Origin of the sequence: Oligosphaera ethanolica (assembly GCF_030814695.1) — a bacterium.
In the GTDB taxonomy this organism is placed as follows: domain Bacteria; phylum Verrucomicrobiota; class Lentisphaeria; order Oligosphaerales; family Oligosphaeraceae; genus Oligosphaera; species Oligosphaera ethanolica.
The window spans coordinates 3,756,782-3,774,867 of sequence record NZ_JAUSVL010000001.1 but is presented as its reverse complement, the minus strand read 5'-3'; the positions used below and the strand labels follow the sequence as shown (position 1 = coordinate 3,774,867).

General features: G+C 55.5%; 14 protein-coding genes. 10 read left to right on the top strand and 4 right to left on the bottom strand.

Annotated features, from left to right (window positions below):
- Positions 1–21: 21 nt before the first annotated feature.
- Entirely contained in the window at positions 22–1,668 is a 1,647-nt protein-coding gene (gene tnpC / locus J3R75_RS13000) for an IS66 family transposase (protein ID WP_307262182.1), read from the top strand.
- Here the strand turns inward: tnpC and J3R75_RS12995 are convergent.
- Genes J3R75_RS12995 through J3R75_RS12985 form a run of 3 tightly spaced genes read right to left on the bottom strand, consistent with a single transcriptional unit; the run spans position 1,589 to position 4,799 of the window.
- Positions 1,589–2,596, bottom strand: a complete 1,008-nt coding sequence (locus J3R75_RS12995) for a tyrosine-type recombinase/integrase (RefSeq protein WP_307262178.1) — start codon at positions 2,594–2,596, stop codon at positions 1,589–1,591. The two genes, tnpC and J3R75_RS12995, sit on opposite strands and share 80 nt — an antisense overlap.
- 11 nt (positions 2,597–2,607) lie before the next feature.
- On the bottom strand, positions 2,608–3,546 hold the full coding sequence (locus J3R75_RS12990) for a tyrosine-type recombinase/integrase (protein WP_307262176.1): 939 nt from the start codon (positions 3,544–3,546) through the stop codon (positions 2,608–2,610).
- Positions 3,543–4,799, bottom strand: coding sequence for a tyrosine-type recombinase/integrase (locus J3R75_RS12985; RefSeq protein WP_307262174.1), 1,257 nt, complete (start codon positions 4,797–4,799; stop codon positions 3,543–3,545). The genes J3R75_RS12990 and J3R75_RS12985 overlap by 4 nt, the downstream gene beginning before the upstream one ends.
- 258 nt (positions 4,800–5,057) lie before the next feature.
- Here J3R75_RS12985 and J3R75_RS12980 point away from each other — a divergent pair, with 258 nt between their 5' ends.
- Positions 5,058–5,189: a transposase domain-containing protein gene (locus J3R75_RS12980; protein ID WP_307262171.1), complete on the top strand. Its 132-nt coding sequence runs from the start codon at positions 5,058–5,060 to the stop codon at positions 5,187–5,189.
- A gap of 120 nt (positions 5,190–5,309) precedes the next feature.
- On the opposite strand, the gene J3R75_RS12975 is transcribed toward J3R75_RS12980, so the two are convergent.
- Entirely contained in the window at positions 5,310–5,597 is a 288-nt protein-coding gene (locus J3R75_RS12975; RefSeq protein ID WP_307262168.1) for a DUF4372 domain-containing protein, read from the bottom strand.
- A gap of 42 nt (positions 5,598–5,639) precedes the next feature.
- Here J3R75_RS12975 and J3R75_RS12970 point away from each other — a divergent pair, with 42 nt between their 5' ends.
- The 8 genes from J3R75_RS12970 (at position 5,640) to J3R75_RS12935 (ending at position 18,064) form a co-directional block, all read left to right on the top strand.
- Positions 5,640–6,683 (top strand): toll/interleukin-1 receptor domain-containing protein, encoded by a 1,044-nt coding sequence (locus tag J3R75_RS12970; protein ID WP_307262165.1) that lies wholly within the window; start codon positions 5,640–5,642, stop codon positions 6,681–6,683.
- A 129-nt stretch (positions 6,684–6,812) separates the two neighbouring features.
- Positions 6,813–8,540 (top strand): IS1634 family transposase, encoded by a 1,728-nt coding sequence (locus J3R75_RS12965; RefSeq protein ID WP_307259869.1) that lies wholly within the window; start codon positions 6,813–6,815, stop codon positions 8,538–8,540.
- 542 nt (positions 8,541–9,082) lie between these two features.
- Entirely contained in the window at positions 9,083–10,981 is a 1,899-nt protein-coding gene (locus tag J3R75_RS12960; protein ID WP_307262163.1) for a DUF4062 domain-containing protein, read from the top strand.
- Positions 10,982–11,080: 99 nt separating this feature from the next.
- Positions 11,081–12,631: a transposase gene (locus J3R75_RS12955; RefSeq protein ID WP_307262161.1), complete on the top strand. Its 1,551-nt coding sequence runs from the start codon at positions 11,081–11,083 to the stop codon at positions 12,629–12,631.
- A gap of 247 nt (positions 12,632–12,878) precedes the next feature.
- The gene (locus J3R75_RS12950; RefSeq protein WP_307262159.1) at positions 12,879–14,171 is read left to right on the top strand and encodes a hypothetical protein; all 1,293 of its coding nucleotides are present in this window, start codon (positions 12,879–12,881) and stop codon (positions 14,169–14,171) included.
- A gap of 42 nt (positions 14,172–14,213) precedes the next feature.
- Positions 14,214–16,448 carry an ankyrin repeat domain-containing protein gene (locus J3R75_RS12945; protein ID WP_307262157.1) on the top strand — a complete coding sequence of 745 codons (2,235 nt, stop codon included), beginning with the start codon at positions 14,214–14,216 and terminating at the stop codon, positions 16,446–16,448.
- A gap of 202 nt (positions 16,449–16,650) precedes the next feature.
- A complete protein-coding gene (locus tag J3R75_RS12940) occupies positions 16,651–17,520 on the top strand; it encodes a phosphoribosylaminoimidazolesuccinocarboxamide synthase (protein ID WP_307262155.1) in 870 nt (289 codons plus the stop codon).
- Positions 17,507–18,064 carry a hypothetical protein gene (locus J3R75_RS12935; protein ID WP_307262152.1) on the top strand — a complete coding sequence of 186 codons (558 nt, stop codon included), beginning with the start codon at positions 17,507–17,509 and terminating at the stop codon, positions 18,062–18,064. Before J3R75_RS12940 ends, J3R75_RS12935 begins: the two co-directional genes overlap by 14 nt.
- The last annotated feature ends 22 nt before the right edge of the window (positions 18,065–18,086 follow it).

Genomic DNA, 18,086 nt, shown 5'->3' with positions numbered 1-18,086 from the left:
TTTTTGGTGTAAGTTATTGGCATGCAAAATGATACGTTTCATTTTAGCAACTTTTTCGGCGGCAACGCCGCGCGACTTGCCGCCGAGAACGACCGCCTGCGTGAGCAACTCCTGCAGGCCACCGCCGAGAACGTCCAGCTGGGTGAAACGCTGCAACAAATCCAGCAGATCGCCACCGCCGAGACCGGCGAGTTACGCGACGCGCTGAAAAAATCCCTCCAGCGTCTGGCCGAAATGGAACTGCAGTTGGCCTGGCTGAACAAACGGCTCTTCGGCAGAAGCTCCGAGCGCGTGGTCGACGAGAAGACCCCGTTGCTGCCGGGCCTGTTTGTGCCGGAAACGGCCGCCAAGCCGGAACCGGTCAAGGTCCAGGTTCAGGGCCATGATCGCTCGCAAAAGGCCGCCGACAAGGATACCAAGAGCGTTCCTTTTGCCGATCACCTCGAGCGCAAGGACCTCATTCTTGATATCCCCGAAGCCGACAAACTCGGGAAGGAGTTCATCGGCTTTGACATCTCTAAAATGCTCAAATACCGTCCTCCCTTCTACGTCCTGGTCATCAAGCGCGCCAAATATGTGGTGCCGGGCGAGCCGGAGCTGGGCGTCGTGATGGCGCCGCCGCTGCCGAACGTCCTGTCCGAAGACTCCGACCGCGGCCATTTCGACATCAGCGTGCCCGTTCACGTCCTCCACGAGAAATTCGTTAACCACATGCCCTTCTACCGCCAGAGCGAAGACCTCAAACGCGAGGGCATCACTCTGAGCCGCGGCACCATGTGCGACTGGGCGGACAAGATCGCCTTCCTGGTTCAACCCATCATGGACCGCCTGACCGACCTGCTGCTGAAAAGCGACGTCATTCACGCCGATGAAACTTCCGCGCGAATGCTGGCGAAAGGAAAATGTCAGAAGTGTTACCTTTGGGTGCGCAAGACCGGCGTCGGCCCGCCGATCACCCTCTTTCATTTTTCGCCCGGGCGAGGTCAGGGCGAAGCGCAAAAAATCCTCGGAAATTACGCCGGTATATTCATCAGTGATGCCTATACGGGCTACGACAAGCTGCCCGGAACCCGCGCCGCCTGCTGGGCGCACGTGCGCCGCAAGTTCTACGAGGTGCCTGAACTGGACAACGAGCAGCGCCTGACGGCCCTGAAGCTGATCCGGATCATGTACGACAACGAGGCGCGGGCCGCTGACGAGGTCAAGGACGCCGAGGCCGCGCGGGCCGGCGGCGAGCTCAACATCGTCGTCCCATCCCTGACCGAGACGCGCGGGAAGCAGCGGGCCAATTCGGCGGAGCTGGTCGAGCAGTTCTTCGCGCTGTGCGACGACATCGTCCGCCGGCGTCTGCCACCGACCTCCATGCTCGTCCGGGCCGCCGTCTACGCGCTCAAGCAACGCCAGGAGCTCTCCGTGTTCCTGAGTGACCCACGCGTGAACATCGACAACAATCCGGCCGAGAACGCCATCCGCCCATGGGCACTCGGACGCAATAATGCGGAGTTCGGGATTATGCGGAGTGAGGGCCTCCGGACGAAGCTTGTCCGGCATCAATTGCGGTCTGTCGCACGGTTTTCGCTCTGCATAATCAAAGAGACTCCAGAAAGGACAATAGATCGTCAGGCGGGGAGTAACGGACGGGTTGGTCGCTTGGCTCTTGCAGTGTAGCGAGAGCACGCTCTTTCATCGTGAGGTCCGCTTCCACGTAAATGTGCGTGGTCGTGGGGCTCTCATGTCCGAGCCAGAGCGCGATCACGGTTGGATCCACTCCAGACTGAAGCAGGTGCATTGCCGTGGTGTGCCGGAGCGTGTGCGGCGACACGTTCCGTTCGGCCAATGAGGGGCATATTTCTGCTGCCGCATTGACGGCCAACCGCAGGCGGTACTCGACGCCGCTTCGGGTCATCACTTGTCCTTTCCGATTGGGGAACACGGGATCACCGGGAGTCGCTCTTTGGGCCTGGAGCCACTGCTGGAGTTGTCTGGCCGTGGTCTTCCAGATTGGTGTGATGCGTTCTTTGCGCCCCTTTCCGTGAAGCCTGATACTCCGGGAGCGTTCGAGCTCGACATCTGCGACCTGCAACTGGATGATTTCCGACACTCTGGCGCCCGTGTTGTAGAATGTCGCAAACATCACTCGGTCCCGTCTTCCTGACCACGTCGTTGGATCGGGAGCCAGTAGAACGGCCTCCATCTCGGTTCGAGAAAGGTATCCGACGATCTTGCGATCAGCCCTTTTGAGCGGTATCGCCAGCAGGGATTGCGCGTCTGCCAGCGAAGCAGGGTCACGAAGCGCCGCATACTTGATGAACGACCTGATAGCTGCTAAGCGGACGTTTCTGGTGCGAACAACGTTGCCTCTCTCCCGTTCAAGATAGTGCAGGAACTCCAGCACGAAACACGCATCAAGGTCCGAAAGAGTGAGTTTTGCGGGCTCCCTGTTCCTACGCTCGTGTGCGAAGGTGAGCAACAGGCGAAATGTGTCCCGGTAAGACGCGACCGTTTGCGCGCTGAGATTCCGCTGGTCGATCAGATAACGACAGAAAAAGTCTTGCAGGATAGCCGCGAAGCAAGGCGGAGAAGATCGTTGGTTCATCGTGATATTCCTCATTTGGGATGGGCAAACTGTTCAAAAGAGCTTGTCGCTTCGGCGAAGAGCTCAGGGATGGCACTGAGATACCAATAGGTGTCAGATACCTTCACGTGCCCCATATACGTCGACAAAGCAGGCAGCATCGCTCTGAGGTCGGCGCCTTCCTGCTGCCATGTGGCGAGACGACGAGAGGCAAAGGTGTGGCGAAGGTCGTATATCCGTGGGCAACGGCGCCCGTCTTGCGGTTCCCAGCCGAGATGACGCACGATAGCTCGGAAGACATGTCTGACCGTTGAATACGGCAAGGCAGCCCCACGGTCCGAAAGGAAAAAACTGCAACTAGAGGGGTGGGGACAATGTTGTATGCGCATGCGTCTGTAGGTGGTAAGCTGGTCCCGAACGGATGGATGCACAGGCACCAAACGCGACTTGTGAAACTTCGTCTCGCGGATACTCAACACGCTGTTCCTCAGGTCAACGTCAAAGTCTTCAAGGCATAGCGCTTCAGATATCCGGAGGCCAGTAGAAGCCAATAGGCCGAATAGCGTGGCATAGGTGTGCGGACGCAGCCCGTCGACAGGTTCGAGCTCGACACACGCATTGATCAGCGCTTTCAGTTCCTGCTCGGTGTAGATGTGTGGCGATATGCGCCGGTGCGCGGGACCCAATATCCCTTTGGGCGGTACCTGTGTCCTGCAGTCAAAGACTAGAAGGTATCGGGCGAAGCACCGTACGATCTCGAGCCGTCTCGCCCAATAGAGAGGAGAAGCTGCGCCAGGAAGTCGTGCCCAGCGGAGGGCGAGCGTCGTATCGAGGCGTCCATCCTCGGCTTCAGCGTCGGCAAAAGTTGCGAACTTCATCAGCAGAGGCCCCTCGATCTTGAGCCTGAATCCGAGGCTGTGGCGATAGCGCAGGTACTCCTGGGCAAACGAGGTGATGGTGCGTCGTTTCATGGCGACACCCCCGGCCACGGGAGAGTAACCTGAGCCAACCTGGGTAGGTCCACTTTGGCGTAGATGGCAGTTGTGTCGATGCATCCGTGTCCCAGGATGTCGGCGATGTCCGGCAGGGGGACTCCATGCCGCACAAGTCTTGTCGCCGCCGTGTGGCGTAGCGCGTGGGGGCCGGCTCGAGGTGGGAAGATGCCTACCCGGGCACAGGCTCGACGTATGACGCCACGAACAATGGCCGTAGTCACGGGTGTGCCTGGGGAGATGATGTGGCGTAGAAACAAAGATGGACTTGTTGAGGCTGGACGCCCTCCCTGGAGGTACGTTGCCACAGCCTCTCCTACAGACTGCGGCAGTGGCAAAACCCGTTCTCTTCTCGTCTTGCTTTCGGAGACCCGGATATAGCCTCCACGCCAATCAATGCTTCCGAGAATTAGACCGGCCACCTCCTGAGTCCTCAAGCCAAGGTGAACCATAAGCAACGCCATAGCGTGGTCACGCAAGCCTGTCGCGGTCGACAGGTCGAACGTCTGCAGCAATGCATCTACTTCCTCGGCTTCCAGGTACTTGGGAACTGATACCAGACGCCACTGAGGAACCGTAGGTACGGCACCGACCAGACGTCCATCACAGGCACCACGAAGGACGAGGAATCGGAAGTAACTCCGAAGCGACGAAGCGATAACTTTGACGGTTCCAGCTTTACAGACCTCCGCCTGCCTCGCGACGTAGCCCATTACGTCTTGGGGGAGGATGGCACAGATGTCAACGGGTCCCGCACCAAAGAGGGAGGATAGGAATCCCCTGGCATATCGCCGACGGTAAATCCTCGTCTGTAGTGCAGCGCCACATACTTCAATGAGGTACTCATCAAAGGCTGCCATCTCCCGATCCACGGGTGTGGGCGGAACGCTCGCATTGGAAACGATCAGCCCCTGATGCTGGAGCATACGTAAGAAGTGGTTAAGTGCTGCGCGGACGTTGTGTATGTGGGTTACTACGGGAGGCGGGCACGAGCATTTCGGGAGGTGGGCAACAAGAAACTCCCGAATAGCCTCCTCGCCGAACCCGGCGTGGAGCTGGTTTTCCGTGGCAAACCAACGCTCAAAATGTTCGACACATCGGACGTAGTTCCGAACCGTAGCCGGCGAATGCCCGCGGTCCGTGAGGTATTTGGAGATATCCGCGAGGCGTCTCGCCGCGTCGAGGCCGAGAAAACAAGGTGAGAGGTCATGGATGGTGCGTGGCAGTGACATTGGCGTTCTCCTGTTGAGTTAATGGCATGGCGCTGGGGCGCCAGGAGAACGCATACCGTATTATGTCAAGCGACTGATAGAGTCATAAACCTGTTTCTCCTTGAGGGCCAACATGCTCCAGGCCTATGCTCCACGTTACTCCGCATAATCCCGAACTCCGCATTATTTCGTTTATGCCAAGCTTGGCATAAACGCAAAAATTGGCTCTTTGTTGGCAACGAACGCGGCGGCGAGAAATCCGCCATCATCGCCAGCCTCGTGGCCACCTGCAAAGACAACAAAGTCGACTTCAAGGCCTGGCTCGAGGACGTCCTCACCCGCCTCGGCACCACCCGGCATGACGACATTGACTCCTTGCTGCCACACAACTGGACTCCCGCACGCAACTGACACCACTCGCACACTATCGCGCCACCGCCCCGATCCGCTTCACGCGGACCGGGGCTTTTCGCGTTCAGGTGCTAATGTAATCACGCGAAACACATGCGGGGATATGGGCTGGGCGAACGCTTACTCCGCATTGCGGGTCTTGTTGGCGTGAGAGAGGCCGTTCCTGCTCGGAGGCGTGCAGTTGCGTATCTGAGCAAGTGGGCCGGCATGGTTGTGAAGGCTGTCACAGATGTCGTTCAGACTTAATGAATGCGCCAGATGCGCGTAAAGCATAGCCATTACATGGCTGGTGGCGCTGAAGGCCCGTGTCTGGATTTTGTACTTTTTGGCGAGGTTGTCGATAATCCGGTCAGGTATCCAGCTTGCAATCTGCGCGAGGACTGACACAGTACTTTTTAGTGGATTCATGGTACCTCCTATGGTTGCTTACTAGGCTACCATTAAGATGCCGTGAATCCTTTTTTTTACGAAGCCACCATCAAGTTATGGGACGGCTGTGAAATCGTTATTGATAATTATGATGATTTTCAGCACTATATTGACCAGGGAGTTAAAGACAGCAAGATGCTTATCTGCTTTCTTGGTAAAGGATACTTTGCTTCACATCACTGCCTTGGGGAGCTGGATAGCTTTACAAAGCATGCTCAGAATCCCGAAAGCGTCCTCATTATTGATTTGGACGAAGAGGCAAAAGAAAAGAGTCTCGCACACCAAAGCCTGGCTAATGCCCCCAGACATCAATTCAGCAACAACTATGCAGATGTGCTTGAGTTTCTCGGAAACCATCTGGGGCATCCCGGATTGCAGACTGTACTGAATGCTTCTAATAATGCTACCGAATACAAATACGATTATTATGGGCAGGACTTTTCTCTGAAACTGGGCTCAGAATGGATTTCCGCCCCTCACAATGTAATTCCTTCGACTGCGCCTGATACGGTTTATTGCCCTTTTTTGGCAAGGATTGAAGGACACAACGTCTTGCTGACGATAAGCATTGGCCCAGACAATGAATTGATCCCAATTCGCACTGAGGGTGCGGATTCCAATGATCGTGCGGTCTATGGCGCGGTGTGCGCAGTGGTCAAAAAACTGAATTCCAATGAACCGGCAAAGGTATGCGGTCTGCACCTGCTGTCTATTGGGAATCACAGCCATGCAGCGTTTACTAGACAAGTTGATATGGACAGTTTCGGATTGGGTAAGCGTTGGGAAAGAAAATACTCTATTTCACTGTATTCTGAGGAACATAAATGTGTTTTGGAATATCTTATCACGTTTGGGGTACTTGATAAGTGTGATGAGGCCGCATTTCATCGGCTGGCACCGTTAATGGATCGGATTGTCAACACACTTGAAACAGGAGGCTTTCCTAGAGTCTTTGATCCCGTAAAGATTATGTATCCCGCGCTGCTGCTTGCTGGACTCTGTTGGTATCCAACTACTTTGCATCTAGTTCTTAAGCTTTCTTTAATGACCCTAAAAGTCGGCTAGTTGTCGCACGAAATCGCTGAAAACGCGCGCAGCCCAATTTTTCCACGGGAAAAGTTGGGCTTTTTACTTGCATTTTAACATGTAGCAATCAAAGTAATTATTGCTACACGTTAAGCAAAGGAGAACACGATGCCAAGGCCGTATTCAGGAAAAGTCCACGTCAGTCAGTCTCGCATCAAGCGCAAAAGCGGGATTACCTACGTTTACGAGCGCACCACTCACTACGACCAGAAGACCAGGAAAACCGTGACCAGCGCAAGCAAACTGATTGGCAAAATCCTTCCAGGAAGCGCCGACGTCGTACCGACTCGGCCGCGGAAGTCCAATGGGCTCGGAGCTGCGCAGGCCGTAGCCATCCGTCGGCACGTGGGTCTGACGGACATTCTGGAATGGGCCGGTCGCGGTTCCCTGATCGACCAGGATGTTCGCTCCAGTTTCAGCCATGGCGATGCCGACAAGATTCTGTCCATCGCTCGCTACTGGCTCGGCACGGACGGCAACACCTTGCCGAGACTCGAGAGCTGGCAGGTCATGCATGATCTGCCCTACTCGTATGGCATCAGCGAAGATGTATACGGCGAGCTCTTCAAGTCACTTGGCTGCAACGAGGATGGTATTCAGCGTTACTTTCTGGCACGGGCCTCTCGCCTGTCGAGGAAGCCCGTCATCGCCTATGATTCGACCACCATTTCCACGTACTCTCAGAATCAGAAGGAAGCGCGGCGGGGCTTCAACAAGGATCGTGACGGCCTGGACACCATCAAGTTGTTGACCCTGTATTCTGTCAAGGACAGGGAACCGATAGCCTTCGCCAAACAGCCGGGAAATATTCCGGATGTCATCGCCCTGGACAATGCCATCGAACAGCTCAACTGCTTTGACATTGAAAAGCCGCTGGTGACGACGGACACCGGCTACTACAGCCATGACAACATCCGAGACATGTGCCGTCGCAATATGAAATTCCTCACCCTGATCGACACGGATGTGATCATGGCAAGGGATACCGTGGAGACCTTGCGCGACAAACTGGAGTCGATGAGCGCGGTATGCCCCTTTGACTACGCCGTTTCCGGCGCATCCTTGTCAGTCATGCATACCTTCACGTGGCAGCGCCAGAGGCGGCGGGCGGAGAAACAGGCTGGAGACGAGGAGGTTATGCAGCGCAGGCTGTACTTTCATGTATTCAAATCCAATGATCTAGTCAGCAAGCACGAGGTCAGCTTCCGTCAGCGACTGATGGAACTCAAAAGGCAGGTTGAGGAAGGCGTGGCGGAGTTCACGGAGGCCGCGCAGAAACGGATCGACCGGTATCTCGTGCAGTCACGCGTGGGCCGTGGTGGCAACTTGCACGTGACCTTCAATGAGGAGGAATGCGCTGGAGCCAGGAAATACTTTGGCTACTTCGTCCTGGTCAGCAATAGTGCCATGGATGTTTTCGAAGCCCTTGAGAACTACCGGCTGCGGGAAAAGATCGAGGAGCTTTTCAAGAACGAAAAGGAAAGCGTCGACGGGCGCAGACCACGACTGTGGTATCCGGATGCCCTGCGAGGCCGGCAATTTGTCCAGTTTGTGGCCCTGTGCTACAGGTGCTATATCACCAAGAAGATAAAGGCGGTTGAGGAACAGCTTGGCACCGACGGGGAGAACAAGACCAAGGAGCAGCTGAAGCTGGAGAAAGGTCTGAAAAACTGGCTGGAGCAGCGCTCGCTGGCCCAGATATTCGACTGGTTTGATTGCGTCGAAACCACGTCGGTCAAGACCGATGCCGGGACGCGCCGCTGGACTACTGAATCAGTGGCGAGGGATCGCCTGTTCCTGAAGTTGCTGGGAGTAACTGAATCGTGTAGCAATTAGCCGACTTTTAGGTTAATGACCCTGCTACTGGGTGCATCTGTTCGAATCTGCAGCATAAGTGCCATCAAAGCCTTTCAAAATGATCTCGGCATTTCTTTCAGAACAAGTATGCAGCAAATATCCCGCTTGCTGCTTGGTGCTTGTACATTCGTTGCACTTACCGGGACACTGGTTACAGAAGTTCCCGTTTTATCACGATGGCTGCTGAATCCGCCCGGTAAAATTGTATTCGTATGTTTTCTAGCCATGTTTGGTGTAAGCCTGTTGATCCGAAACGAGACGGCCGCTTTGAACGCAAACACTTTCAAGAACCCCTTGGAGTCTGGTCGATTTTGGTTGAAATACTGTCTCCAAAACACTTTTCCTGCTTTGGTTTATCATAGCGCATTAACCTTGGGACTCATTATCTTACTGATTGCCAGTCGTACTGGCATACAATGGTATTTCATCATTGTGATGATTGCCGCATTCGTAATGTCACTACACAAGCTAATTCAAACCATACGAGATATTAAGGGCAGCGTCAGCCCAAAAAGAGGCCAATGAGCAATGCAGAAACATCCGGTTCTAAAAGGGAACAGAACAGCATGAACCCACAAGAACTGAAATCAGAGCCTCTCCCCAAGCGCCAGATCCGCGTCTTCATCTCCTCAACCTTCCGCGACATGCAGGAGGAGCGGGAGTTGCTGGTGAAGAAAGTGTTTCCCGAACTGCGCCGGATTTGCGACGAGCGGTTCGTCTCGTTCACCGAAGTGGACCTGCGCTGGGGCATCACGAGGGAGGAGGCGGCGGAAGGCAAGGTGCTGCCGATCTGTCTGGAGGAAATCAATACCTGCCGTCCGTATTTCATCGGCATCCTCGGCGAACGCTACGGCTGGATACCCGATACCGTGTCGCCGGAAGTCATTGAGAAGGAACCGTGGACCAAAGAACACGTCGGCAACCGGACTTCGGTCACCGAACTGGAAATTCTCCACGGTGTGATCAATAACCCGAAGATGGATGGCCACGCCTTCTTCTATTTGCGCGATCCGGCGTATGTCGCGACACGTCCCGCCTACGAGCAGGCCGAGATGATCGAGCGCGACATTCCGCAGGACATCGCGTCGTTCGGCCCGGAAGAAGCCGCGCGGCGCACCGAAGAGCGCAAAGCCAAACTCGCCGCCCTCAAGGAAACCATCCGCAAGAGCGGCCGTCCGCTTGTCGATCCCTACAAGACCCCCGAAGAACTCGCCGCCGCTGTTGAGAAGCAGTTCCGCGAACTGATCGACAAGCTCTATCCGATAGAGGATGTTCCCGACCCGCTCGATCAGCAAGCCGCCGGTCACCGCAGCCATGCTTTGCGCAAGACTCTGGCCTATGTGGATCGTCCCAGCCACTCACAGGCACTCACCGCGTTCGTGGCCGCGCCCTCTGCCGGCAAGGGACTGGTCGTCACCGGCGACTCGGGCAGCGGCAAGACCGCCCTGCTGGCCGCCTTCGCTTCTTCATCCTTCATCGGCTCGGCTGAACTCGCCGAGCGCCCTCATTCTTCAACTTTTCTTTTTGAGCACTACTTCGGAGCCACTCCCGACAGCGCCAGCGTGGATGGGTTCCTGCACCGTCTGCTGGGCGAGCTCAAGCGGCTGGCCAAAATCAGTGACGAAATACCTTCCACGCCCGAGAAGATGCGGGAGGCTCTGCCGCTGTGGCTGGCGCAAACCAGCGGCGGCAAGCCCATCGTGCTGGTGTTGGACGGTCTCAATCAAATCCAAGGCGACGAGGCGGACCGCCGTCTGAACTGGCTGCCCCGATTCTTCCCCGCCCACATCCGGGTGGTGGTCTCCTGTCTTCCCGGACCGGCCCTCGAAGTCCTGCGCGAGCGCGGCTGGACCGAGCACCTGCTGCCGTTGGCCGACACCGACGAGCGCGGCCAGCTGGCTGGCACGGGCGAGCGCGGACGGATGATGGACGCCTTCCTGAAGAACTACCGAAAGGCACTGGGAATAACCCTGCGCAAGCAGGTCCTCGATTCCGCAGGCACGGCCAACCCCTTGTTCCTGCGCACCGTGCTGGAGGAACTGCGGCAGTTTGGCGACTTCGACAAACTGCCGGACAAGGTTGCCGAATACCTGACGGCGACCACGCCTCAAGACCTATTCCGCTTGGTGATCCACCGCTGGCAGAACGATTTCCATGCTGGACGTGACTTGGTGAACCGATCCCTTCTCCACCTCTGGGCCGCCCGCCAGGGTCTGAGCGAAAACGAGTGGTTGGACTTACTCGCCGATGAGCATGGCCCGATGGATCGGCAAACCTGGCGTCCGCTGTTGCTGGCAATAGAACCGCACCTCGTCCAGCGCGGCAGCCTGTGGGCATTCGGCCACGACTTCCTGCGCCAGGCGGTCGAGGCGGAACTGCTTTCTAGAGGTCATCCGAAAAGCCCTCGCGTGCGCGCATAATGCGCGCACGCGCGAGACAAATCAAAAAAAAGTGCCACATTATGCTGAACGCGATCGAATTCCGCGAAGAAAGGTCGCACAAACATAATGGGGCACGCCATGGAATGTATTTTTCTCTTTCCAAATTACCAGTTGTTTTCGACCACTCCCGACAGCGACTTGGCTGATTTCGCTGCGGAGATGCTGGCTTTCATCGACCGCCATGGCGAGTTGCTGCCGATGATCGACGCCGACCTGGATGCCTACGGTTTGCGGAAGAAGGCCCAGCGTGCGCGCCAGCGGCAAGCGGCACGGGCAGTCTTGCCAGCCCTGCCGGCCTTGCTGAGTAACATCCCCGAGGCGGAGCCCAGCGTCGCCCCCCGTACCCTTGAGACTGGTCGCCCCAGAATGCCGGCATTGGTCGTCTTTCTCTTTCTGCTCATGCGCGGCCGCTATGGTTCGGTCAGCGACCAGGACGCCTGCGAGCGCTTCTGCGAGTACAAGACGATCGAGGCCGTGCTGTCGCCTCGCGGTCTTCGCCTGCCATCGCGTCAGGCGCTGGTCGACAACCTCAACGCCGTGACCAACGCGACGCGGCAGGCCATACTGGATGCCCAGCTCCAGGACTGCCTGACCGAGGAGCTTGACGACTTCAAGGAAATCTGCATTGACAGCACGGCGGTGTGCGCCAACTCGGCGTTTCCCAATGACGCCAGCCTGGCCGCTCGCAGCCTGCAGCGAGCCTTCATCGAGCTTTGGACCTTGCGGAAACTGGGAGTGGTCACGTTCACCGATGGCTGGATGCCAACCTGGAAAGACACGATTGTCAGCCTGGCGCGTGACATCAACATGGCCCGCGGCAAGAAGGCTCCGAGCAAAAGACGGAAGCTGTATCGCAAGATGCTTGACACGATGGACAAGGCCATGGCCCCCATGAAAGAGCTCTACAAGACCTTGTTCGCAGAAGACGCTGCCCAGCTGGCTCCGCAGCTTCAGGCCAAGCGGGAGCGACACCTGATCGATGGCGTCCAGGCCCTCGTCAACGCCTGGAAGGCCGGCAATCAAATCCGGCGCCGAGTGTTCAAACACGAGGCCGTGCCCATGGACGAGAAGTTGCTCAGCCTGGCCGACGCCGACGCGGCCCTGATCATCAAAGGCGACCGCGAAACCGTACTTGGCTACCGTCCCGGCCTGGCCCGCAGCCGTGCGGGCTTCATCGTCGACCTGGCGCTGGACAAGGGCAACACCGCCGACAGCGGCGTGCTGGTCAAGACGATCGAAGCCGTCGCCGGCCGCATCGGCGCCGTGCCGGAAAAGATCACCACGGACGATGGCTACGCCTCGCAGAAAAACCGCGAGGCCGCGCTCAAACTGGGCGTCAAGCTGATCACCTTCTCCGGCGCCAAGGGCAAGAAGATCACCCCGGCCGGGGAATGGGACAGCGCCGAAGCCATTGAGCAACGCGCGCGACGCTCCGCCGTAGAGTCCCTCATGGCGGTCATGAAGGATGGCTACTTCTTCGCCAGAATGCGGCGCTGCGGACTGGAAAACGTCAGAGCGGAAATGCTGGAGAAGATCATCGCCTACAACGTCGACCGCATCCTGATGGTCCGCGCCAGAAAGGCTAAGGAAGCTCAGGAGCAGGAAGAGAAGATGAGAAACACGGCATAAATAGACAAAACATGACATAAATAGACAGAAATAATAAGGTTAACGGGTGAAATGCGCCGCGCGCGTTTAAAAAATCAAAGAATTCTTCCTAGCTGCTAATATTTCCGGGTAAAATAGTCGGGTCGCCGCCGCCCTGGCAGTTGGCGTCCGCCCCGACAGCCGCCATGGCACTCAAGCAAGACTCTCGCCAGGGCTTTTCGGACGGGCTCTTTCTATAGACGAAGCAAAACGGCAGGCCCATCATGCATTGGCAAACTATTTCGCAACGCGATATGAAACCCCTATTGTTACTTCCCGCATGGCTGCGGAAGCACCGTGGAATGCCGTTGAGGCAAAGCATTGGGAACTGGCGCGGCGGTTATTGAACGATCTCGTCTGGCTGGAGGCTATGTGTCAGACCAGTATACGCGATGCCGATATCTTCTGGAGGACAATGGAGCGTGAAAAGGCCGACCACTTTGTTGTCGGATTACGACGGCATATGGATGGCCCCGAATCCGCCCTGACAGCAAACCGGCTCGATATCCTCTGCGAGTTGGCTGCTCAATACTGCTTGTATGACAGTGAAGGCCGCAAGTTGGCACTTCGCACAATTAGACTCTATCGAGAACGTCTCATGAAAGATGAGGCTACCAATGGACTCCAACTGGCCAAACTGGAGATGAGCCAAGGGGCTTTGTTATTGTCGGGCGGGGAGTTTGATATGGCGATCACATGCTATCTCAATGCATGGGGACGCGCCAATGATATGGGTAATATTTCACTCGAAGGCACTGCAAGCGGTGCGCTGGGGACGGCGCATACCCAAAAAGTCAATTTTTTACTTCAATTCACAGGGTTCAAATCGCTATGGGATTTGCATTGCGAAGCTAGAGAGGCTGACAAATGTTTCACAATGGAATACTTTGCAGCCAGGCAGACTAACGATGGTTCAATGGCACTGGATTCACTTCACGGCTGTTTTGGAATCCGTCTGCTTATGGGCAAGAAAACTCAAGCCAGAAGAATTGCCCAGCAAGTGTTGCAGATGGTGGAGCAGGAATCCATCGCCGATCCTGACAAGCTCGCATCGGCTTACGCCCTGCTGGGGAAATGCAGTATTGTGTCGGGCGATGGCAGGCAGGCGGCCAAATACTACGAGAAGGCAATCTCCTGTTGTCGGTTTGTGGGAAATTACTACCAGTTGCCAGAGAGACTTCTCGACCTCGCGTATGTTCACCTCCATTTCGGCCCCATGGCGGACAACGACAGATGGAATAAAACCGAGTGCCTCTGCGCTGAAGCAGTTCACATTCTGCAAGGACATAACGGCAGGGAGGATGTGTTAGCCCGCGCTCAAAACTTTGCGCGGCTTGCTAAAACACTTCAATCGAGTTGTAATCACCTTGAATACTTGCGTCGTTGTTGGGCACGTCATAAAATGCGTCGGAGGGTGACACAGGGCCCATTTGGGCACTTCCTGAAAAAAATGTTTTGGGTTAGGGGTCTACCTATCATCGGGCTGGTCATTGGAGCAATCCTCTTGTTTCGCAAGCAATGAAAGGGCGGACCAAATGAATAATACGATATCGAAGGAGTCTTTATGAATGTTATAACTACGATATTTGCATCCGGTGTTTTGCCTTGGGCACAAACGGGTATCATTGCCAATTACTCGGGCGAGGCCATATTGAACCTTCTATTTGCGTCGTGCATGGCGGGCAATATTGTGTTGTTTCTTTACATAGCAAGGTCCAACACAACTCTGCCGGTGCAAAAGAAAGTTCAGGCGGCGCATTTGTTCAGAATTCTCCTTGTTGCAGCTAGTGTCTTGTGCGTTATCGTTCTCGTCGCAATAGCCTTTCTTGCGCCAGAAATCGTTTGGGTGAGAAAGTTGTTATTGGTGAGCCTTGTTTGCATGACCCTCCACATGAATTGGAAGTATCTCACGGTTGCAAAAAACTATATTCGCAAAGGCCTTGCGACGACGATAATTACGGATGGTGACACGGCGTTGTTAGAAAATGCGCTCCGTTCAGAACTGATCAATGTCAACAGTCCTGATTCTCTGGGATATTATCCTTTACACGTCGCAGTCTCAAGAAGCGAATACAATAAGGTGAAACTCCTGCTGGTGAACGGGGCGGATGTAAATGCCTCCACCAAGAATGAAGTCTTAACCGCACTCGAAGTCGCAGCATCAGAAGCAGATGCGAAAATGGTTGCACTCCTTCTGGGGCACAATGTTGATGCCACCGGAAAGAATCAAGCTTTAGCTGTGGCTGCGTTGAATGGACGTCCTGCTGTCGTTAGGCAGTTGCTTGATGCGGGAGCAGATCCAAACGCTCAGGATAGTAAAGGGTCGGCACCTCTCCATCTCGCCGCGAGCGCCGCATCGCGAAGGCAGAACAAGCGCACTGATCTCTTCCGCTCGCAAAGCAGCGGAGCCCCTGGCTTGATCCAAGATCAACTTGATGTTGTCGAGCAACTATTATCAAGCGGAGCTGACCCGAACACGCAAACGCCGGAAGGACTTACTCCTCTTCATCTGGCGGCTCAAGGCGGCCATAGAGCTATCGCAGAAGCTCTTTTCCGTGCAGGTGGCAATCCGCTTCTCGCCTTCCATGCAGACATGATGGGGGGCATTTCTGCCATAACCCTTGCCTGGGAGAACGGGCAACACGATCTTGCAAAAACACTCTCCACTTTCGCCTTTAGGGGAGATTCGAACTCAAGTCGTTTGTTCATGAGTTACCGCACGACCGATGCCCGATTCGTCCGTTTCCTCTCCGAGCAACTTATGGCTGGCGGAGTTCCAGTGTGGTTTGACGAGTATGAAATTTCGGCTGATCAGAAGGAGAAGATCGCCATGCAGCCGGAGGAGTTCCAACGAGCCATTGACGATGCAGTGGAGGCATCCACTAAAGCCATCTGTATCACCAATGCGTGTTACGCGGGCTCACCTTACTGCAAGAGTGAGGCATCCTCGTTGACATCGAAACTTCCGCGTGACCGAATTCTCAATATAACCTGCCCCGATCACGGTCAACTCTACGCGGATGTCCCCGCCATCTCTGGTGAACCGGCAGTCCATCTTGGAAAAGATTTGGCAGAGCTATCGGACAAAGATCGGCAAATGCTTTCTGCGGCAATCTCCCTGCATGTAGGTTCCGAATTCACCTTTCCCATACTGGACCAGCAGGCACCGCCAATGACCCGGACTTTTGAATGGCGGCACGGTGTTCGCTACACACTGGATCTTGGCGGATGGGAGGAATGGGAGCCAGGTCGCCAACCGCTCCGCACATTAATGAGGGAGGTCAAGAGTATCCGCACAGGAATTGAGGATGCCAAGGCGCGACGGTTCAAGCGTGAGTGTGATGGACACTTCCTGCGGATTTACGTAACATCAGGAATCGCGCTACAGGCCGGGAAGCGCCTTCGCTTCAACACACTAGATTCGCGCCCACATTATTTTGTTGAGGTTGCGAGACGATTCGATGATTACCTGACATCGGGTAACGTCATTCCGAAAGATTCTGGCAAGCTTGTTGGAATCCACCTCCTTCACACAAATGAAGGCAATGGTCATGTTGCATTCACCCATTATGACACGCAGGGGTCTGAATGGGGCAGGCACTATGTCATTATTGTTGACAATCCCGCAGCAGAGAAGGTTACGCGAGAGCTTAGTTCAAGTCGGCTTGCTAAGGACCCGTCTCTCGGCTCCGAACTTGAGATATCAATACAGATGTATGCACGTAACTGCACCTTCCAAGACTTCTGCAAGGTTGCCTACTTGGGGGACCGCATCGCAGCATCGTTGAGGTTGATATAGACTGCGAAAAGGCATGGCAGATTGTCGGATTAAGAAAATAATGAAGACATCGGTATGAGTTTTTCCCGCAAGGACAGCCGGGTGACGCGGTGGTTGCAGCGGCGGCTGGAGTGGTTTCACTTTCCGGTGAAGTTGGACTCCTGCGGCCAGCCGCTGCAACTGAACCCGTTTCTGGTAGATGGGAGGGAACGCGATGGGTAACATGATGCGCGAGAATGATGATGTCATGCGAGTGTTCTGCCGCAACCCGGCATTCAACCGGTTGGGGCTGGATGCGGATGCCGTGCGCAGTCTTCTGCTGGACAGCGGCGAACGGTTTTTATCGCTGCCGTTGTATCATCGGGGCAACAGCAAGGAGATTCGACGAACCGATGTGCCGGGAATTCTGGTTCAACGCTTTCTGCCGACGGTCTACTCGTACCGGATCAACCGGGCTGGCGAGGTCGCGGGAACGGATGGGCTTCGCATGAGGATTTCATGCTTGTTCTGGGATTGGCTGCATAGGGAGGGAATAAAGACCTGCGTGCTGGCGGCAGGCTCCGATTTTGCGCTCGTGACCGAGGAACGGGTGCCTCCGGTGGAGGTGATCGTTAAGGCGGCACTGGTCGGCACCCCGGCGCATATTTATGACGGCATATTTGAGATTATGGATCGCTACGGGGAGTCGTTTACAAAGGGAGAGGCGCATGCCCCTTATGTTCGATTCGACTACCGCAATCCGCTGACGAATAGCAATGGTGACCGGTTGCGCGATGAACAACTTCCGATGTATTTGGCCGAACGGCTGATCGACACGACGGCGGCAGAGCACACCGCGCTGCGGGTTTTTTCGGTAGTCCGATCTACATGTCAACGTGCCGGATTCGATGTGTTGGACTTCTGTTTGTTTATGAATGAAAGCGGCGATGTGGTATGCGGAGAAATATCGCCCGATAACATGCGAATCAAATCCCTGTCCGCCTGCGAGGATTATGATAAGGACATCTGGCGCAAGGACGGCAGCCCTGATCTGCTTCTGGCACGGTGGAAACAATTTGAGCAAGCGTTGGAGGCGACGAATGACCCCGTTTGAAATCGTTATTGACGGAACGGATTGCGGGGGCAAGACACCGCTGGTTAATACACTGGTTGCTCGTCTGGCGGCGGAAGGTGTTTCCGTAGCAGTGGCGGCACCGTTTCGAGAGGTGGAGGTGTATCCGCTTTGGGAGACGGATCCGCTGTGCGCTTCCCAGCGGATAAACGACGTGATGCAGGGAATTCGAAAAGAACATGCCGACCGGGAGGTTTTGGTGTGGGATCGAGGCTGGCCGACCGTCTTCGTTTCGACCGATCTGCCGGAAGCCAGGAACCTGTGTCTGCCTTATCCCCACTTGACCGTTTTGTTGCTGAACACCGAACAGACGATTCTGGACAAAGTGGCGAAGCATGGGCTAACAGGAGAATGGCTGCTCCAGCCGGAAACCAGACGCCGGTTCATTGACGCTTATCACGCGCTCGCGGCCGAACCGGAATCTGTTCCTATGAGGGTTTACCGTGCGGATCTGGAGGGACGTTTTGAACTGGAACAGATTGCGGTCGATGTGGTAGCGTGTTTTGCGTTTCAACGAAAGGCTTGAGCAGCTGGATTGTAATGCCTGC

What these genes read in the sequence shown, in the direction of transcription:
- J3R75_RS12990 (WP_307262176.1), bottom strand. Translation starts at nt 3,546, where the DNA reads ATGAAACGACGCACCATCACCTCGTTTGCCCAGGAGTACCTGCGCTAT.
- J3R75_RS12955 (WP_307262161.1), top strand. Translation starts at nt 11,081, where the DNA reads ATGGAATGTATTTTTCTCTTTCCAAATTACCAGTTGTTTTCGACCACT.
- J3R75_RS12965 (WP_307259869.1), top strand. Translation starts at nt 6,813, where the DNA reads ATGCCAAGGCCGTATTCAGGAAAAGTCCACGTCAGTCAGTCTCGCATC.
- J3R75_RS12935 (WP_307262152.1), top strand. Translation starts at nt 17,507, where the DNA reads ATGACCCCGTTTGAAATCGTTATTGACGGAACGGATTGCGGGGGCAAG.
- J3R75_RS12960 (WP_307262163.1), top strand. Translation starts at nt 9,083, where the DNA reads ATGAGCAATGCAGAAACATCCGGTTCTAAAAGGGAACAGAACAGCATG.
- J3R75_RS12945 (WP_307262157.1), top strand. Translation starts at nt 14,214, where the DNA reads ATGAATGTTATAACTACGATATTTGCATCCGGTGTTTTGCCTTGGGCA.
- J3R75_RS12985 (WP_307262174.1), bottom strand. Translation starts at nt 4,799, where the DNA reads ATGTCACTGCCACGCACCATCCATGACCTCTCACCTTGTTTTCTCGGC.
- tnpC (WP_307262182.1), top strand. Translation starts at nt 22, where the DNA reads ATGCAAAATGATACGTTTCATTTTAGCAACTTTTTCGGCGGCAACGCC.
- J3R75_RS12975 (WP_307262168.1), bottom strand. Translation starts at nt 5,597, where the DNA reads ATGAATCCACTAAAAAGTACTGTGTCAGTCCTCGCGCAGATTGCAAGC.
- J3R75_RS12995 (WP_307262178.1), bottom strand. Translation starts at nt 2,596, where the DNA reads ATGAACCAACGATCTTCTCCGCCTTGCTTCGCGGCTATCCTGCAAGAC.
- J3R75_RS12940 (WP_307262155.1), top strand. Translation starts at nt 16,651, where the DNA reads ATGATGCGCGAGAATGATGATGTCATGCGAGTGTTCTGCCGCAACCCG.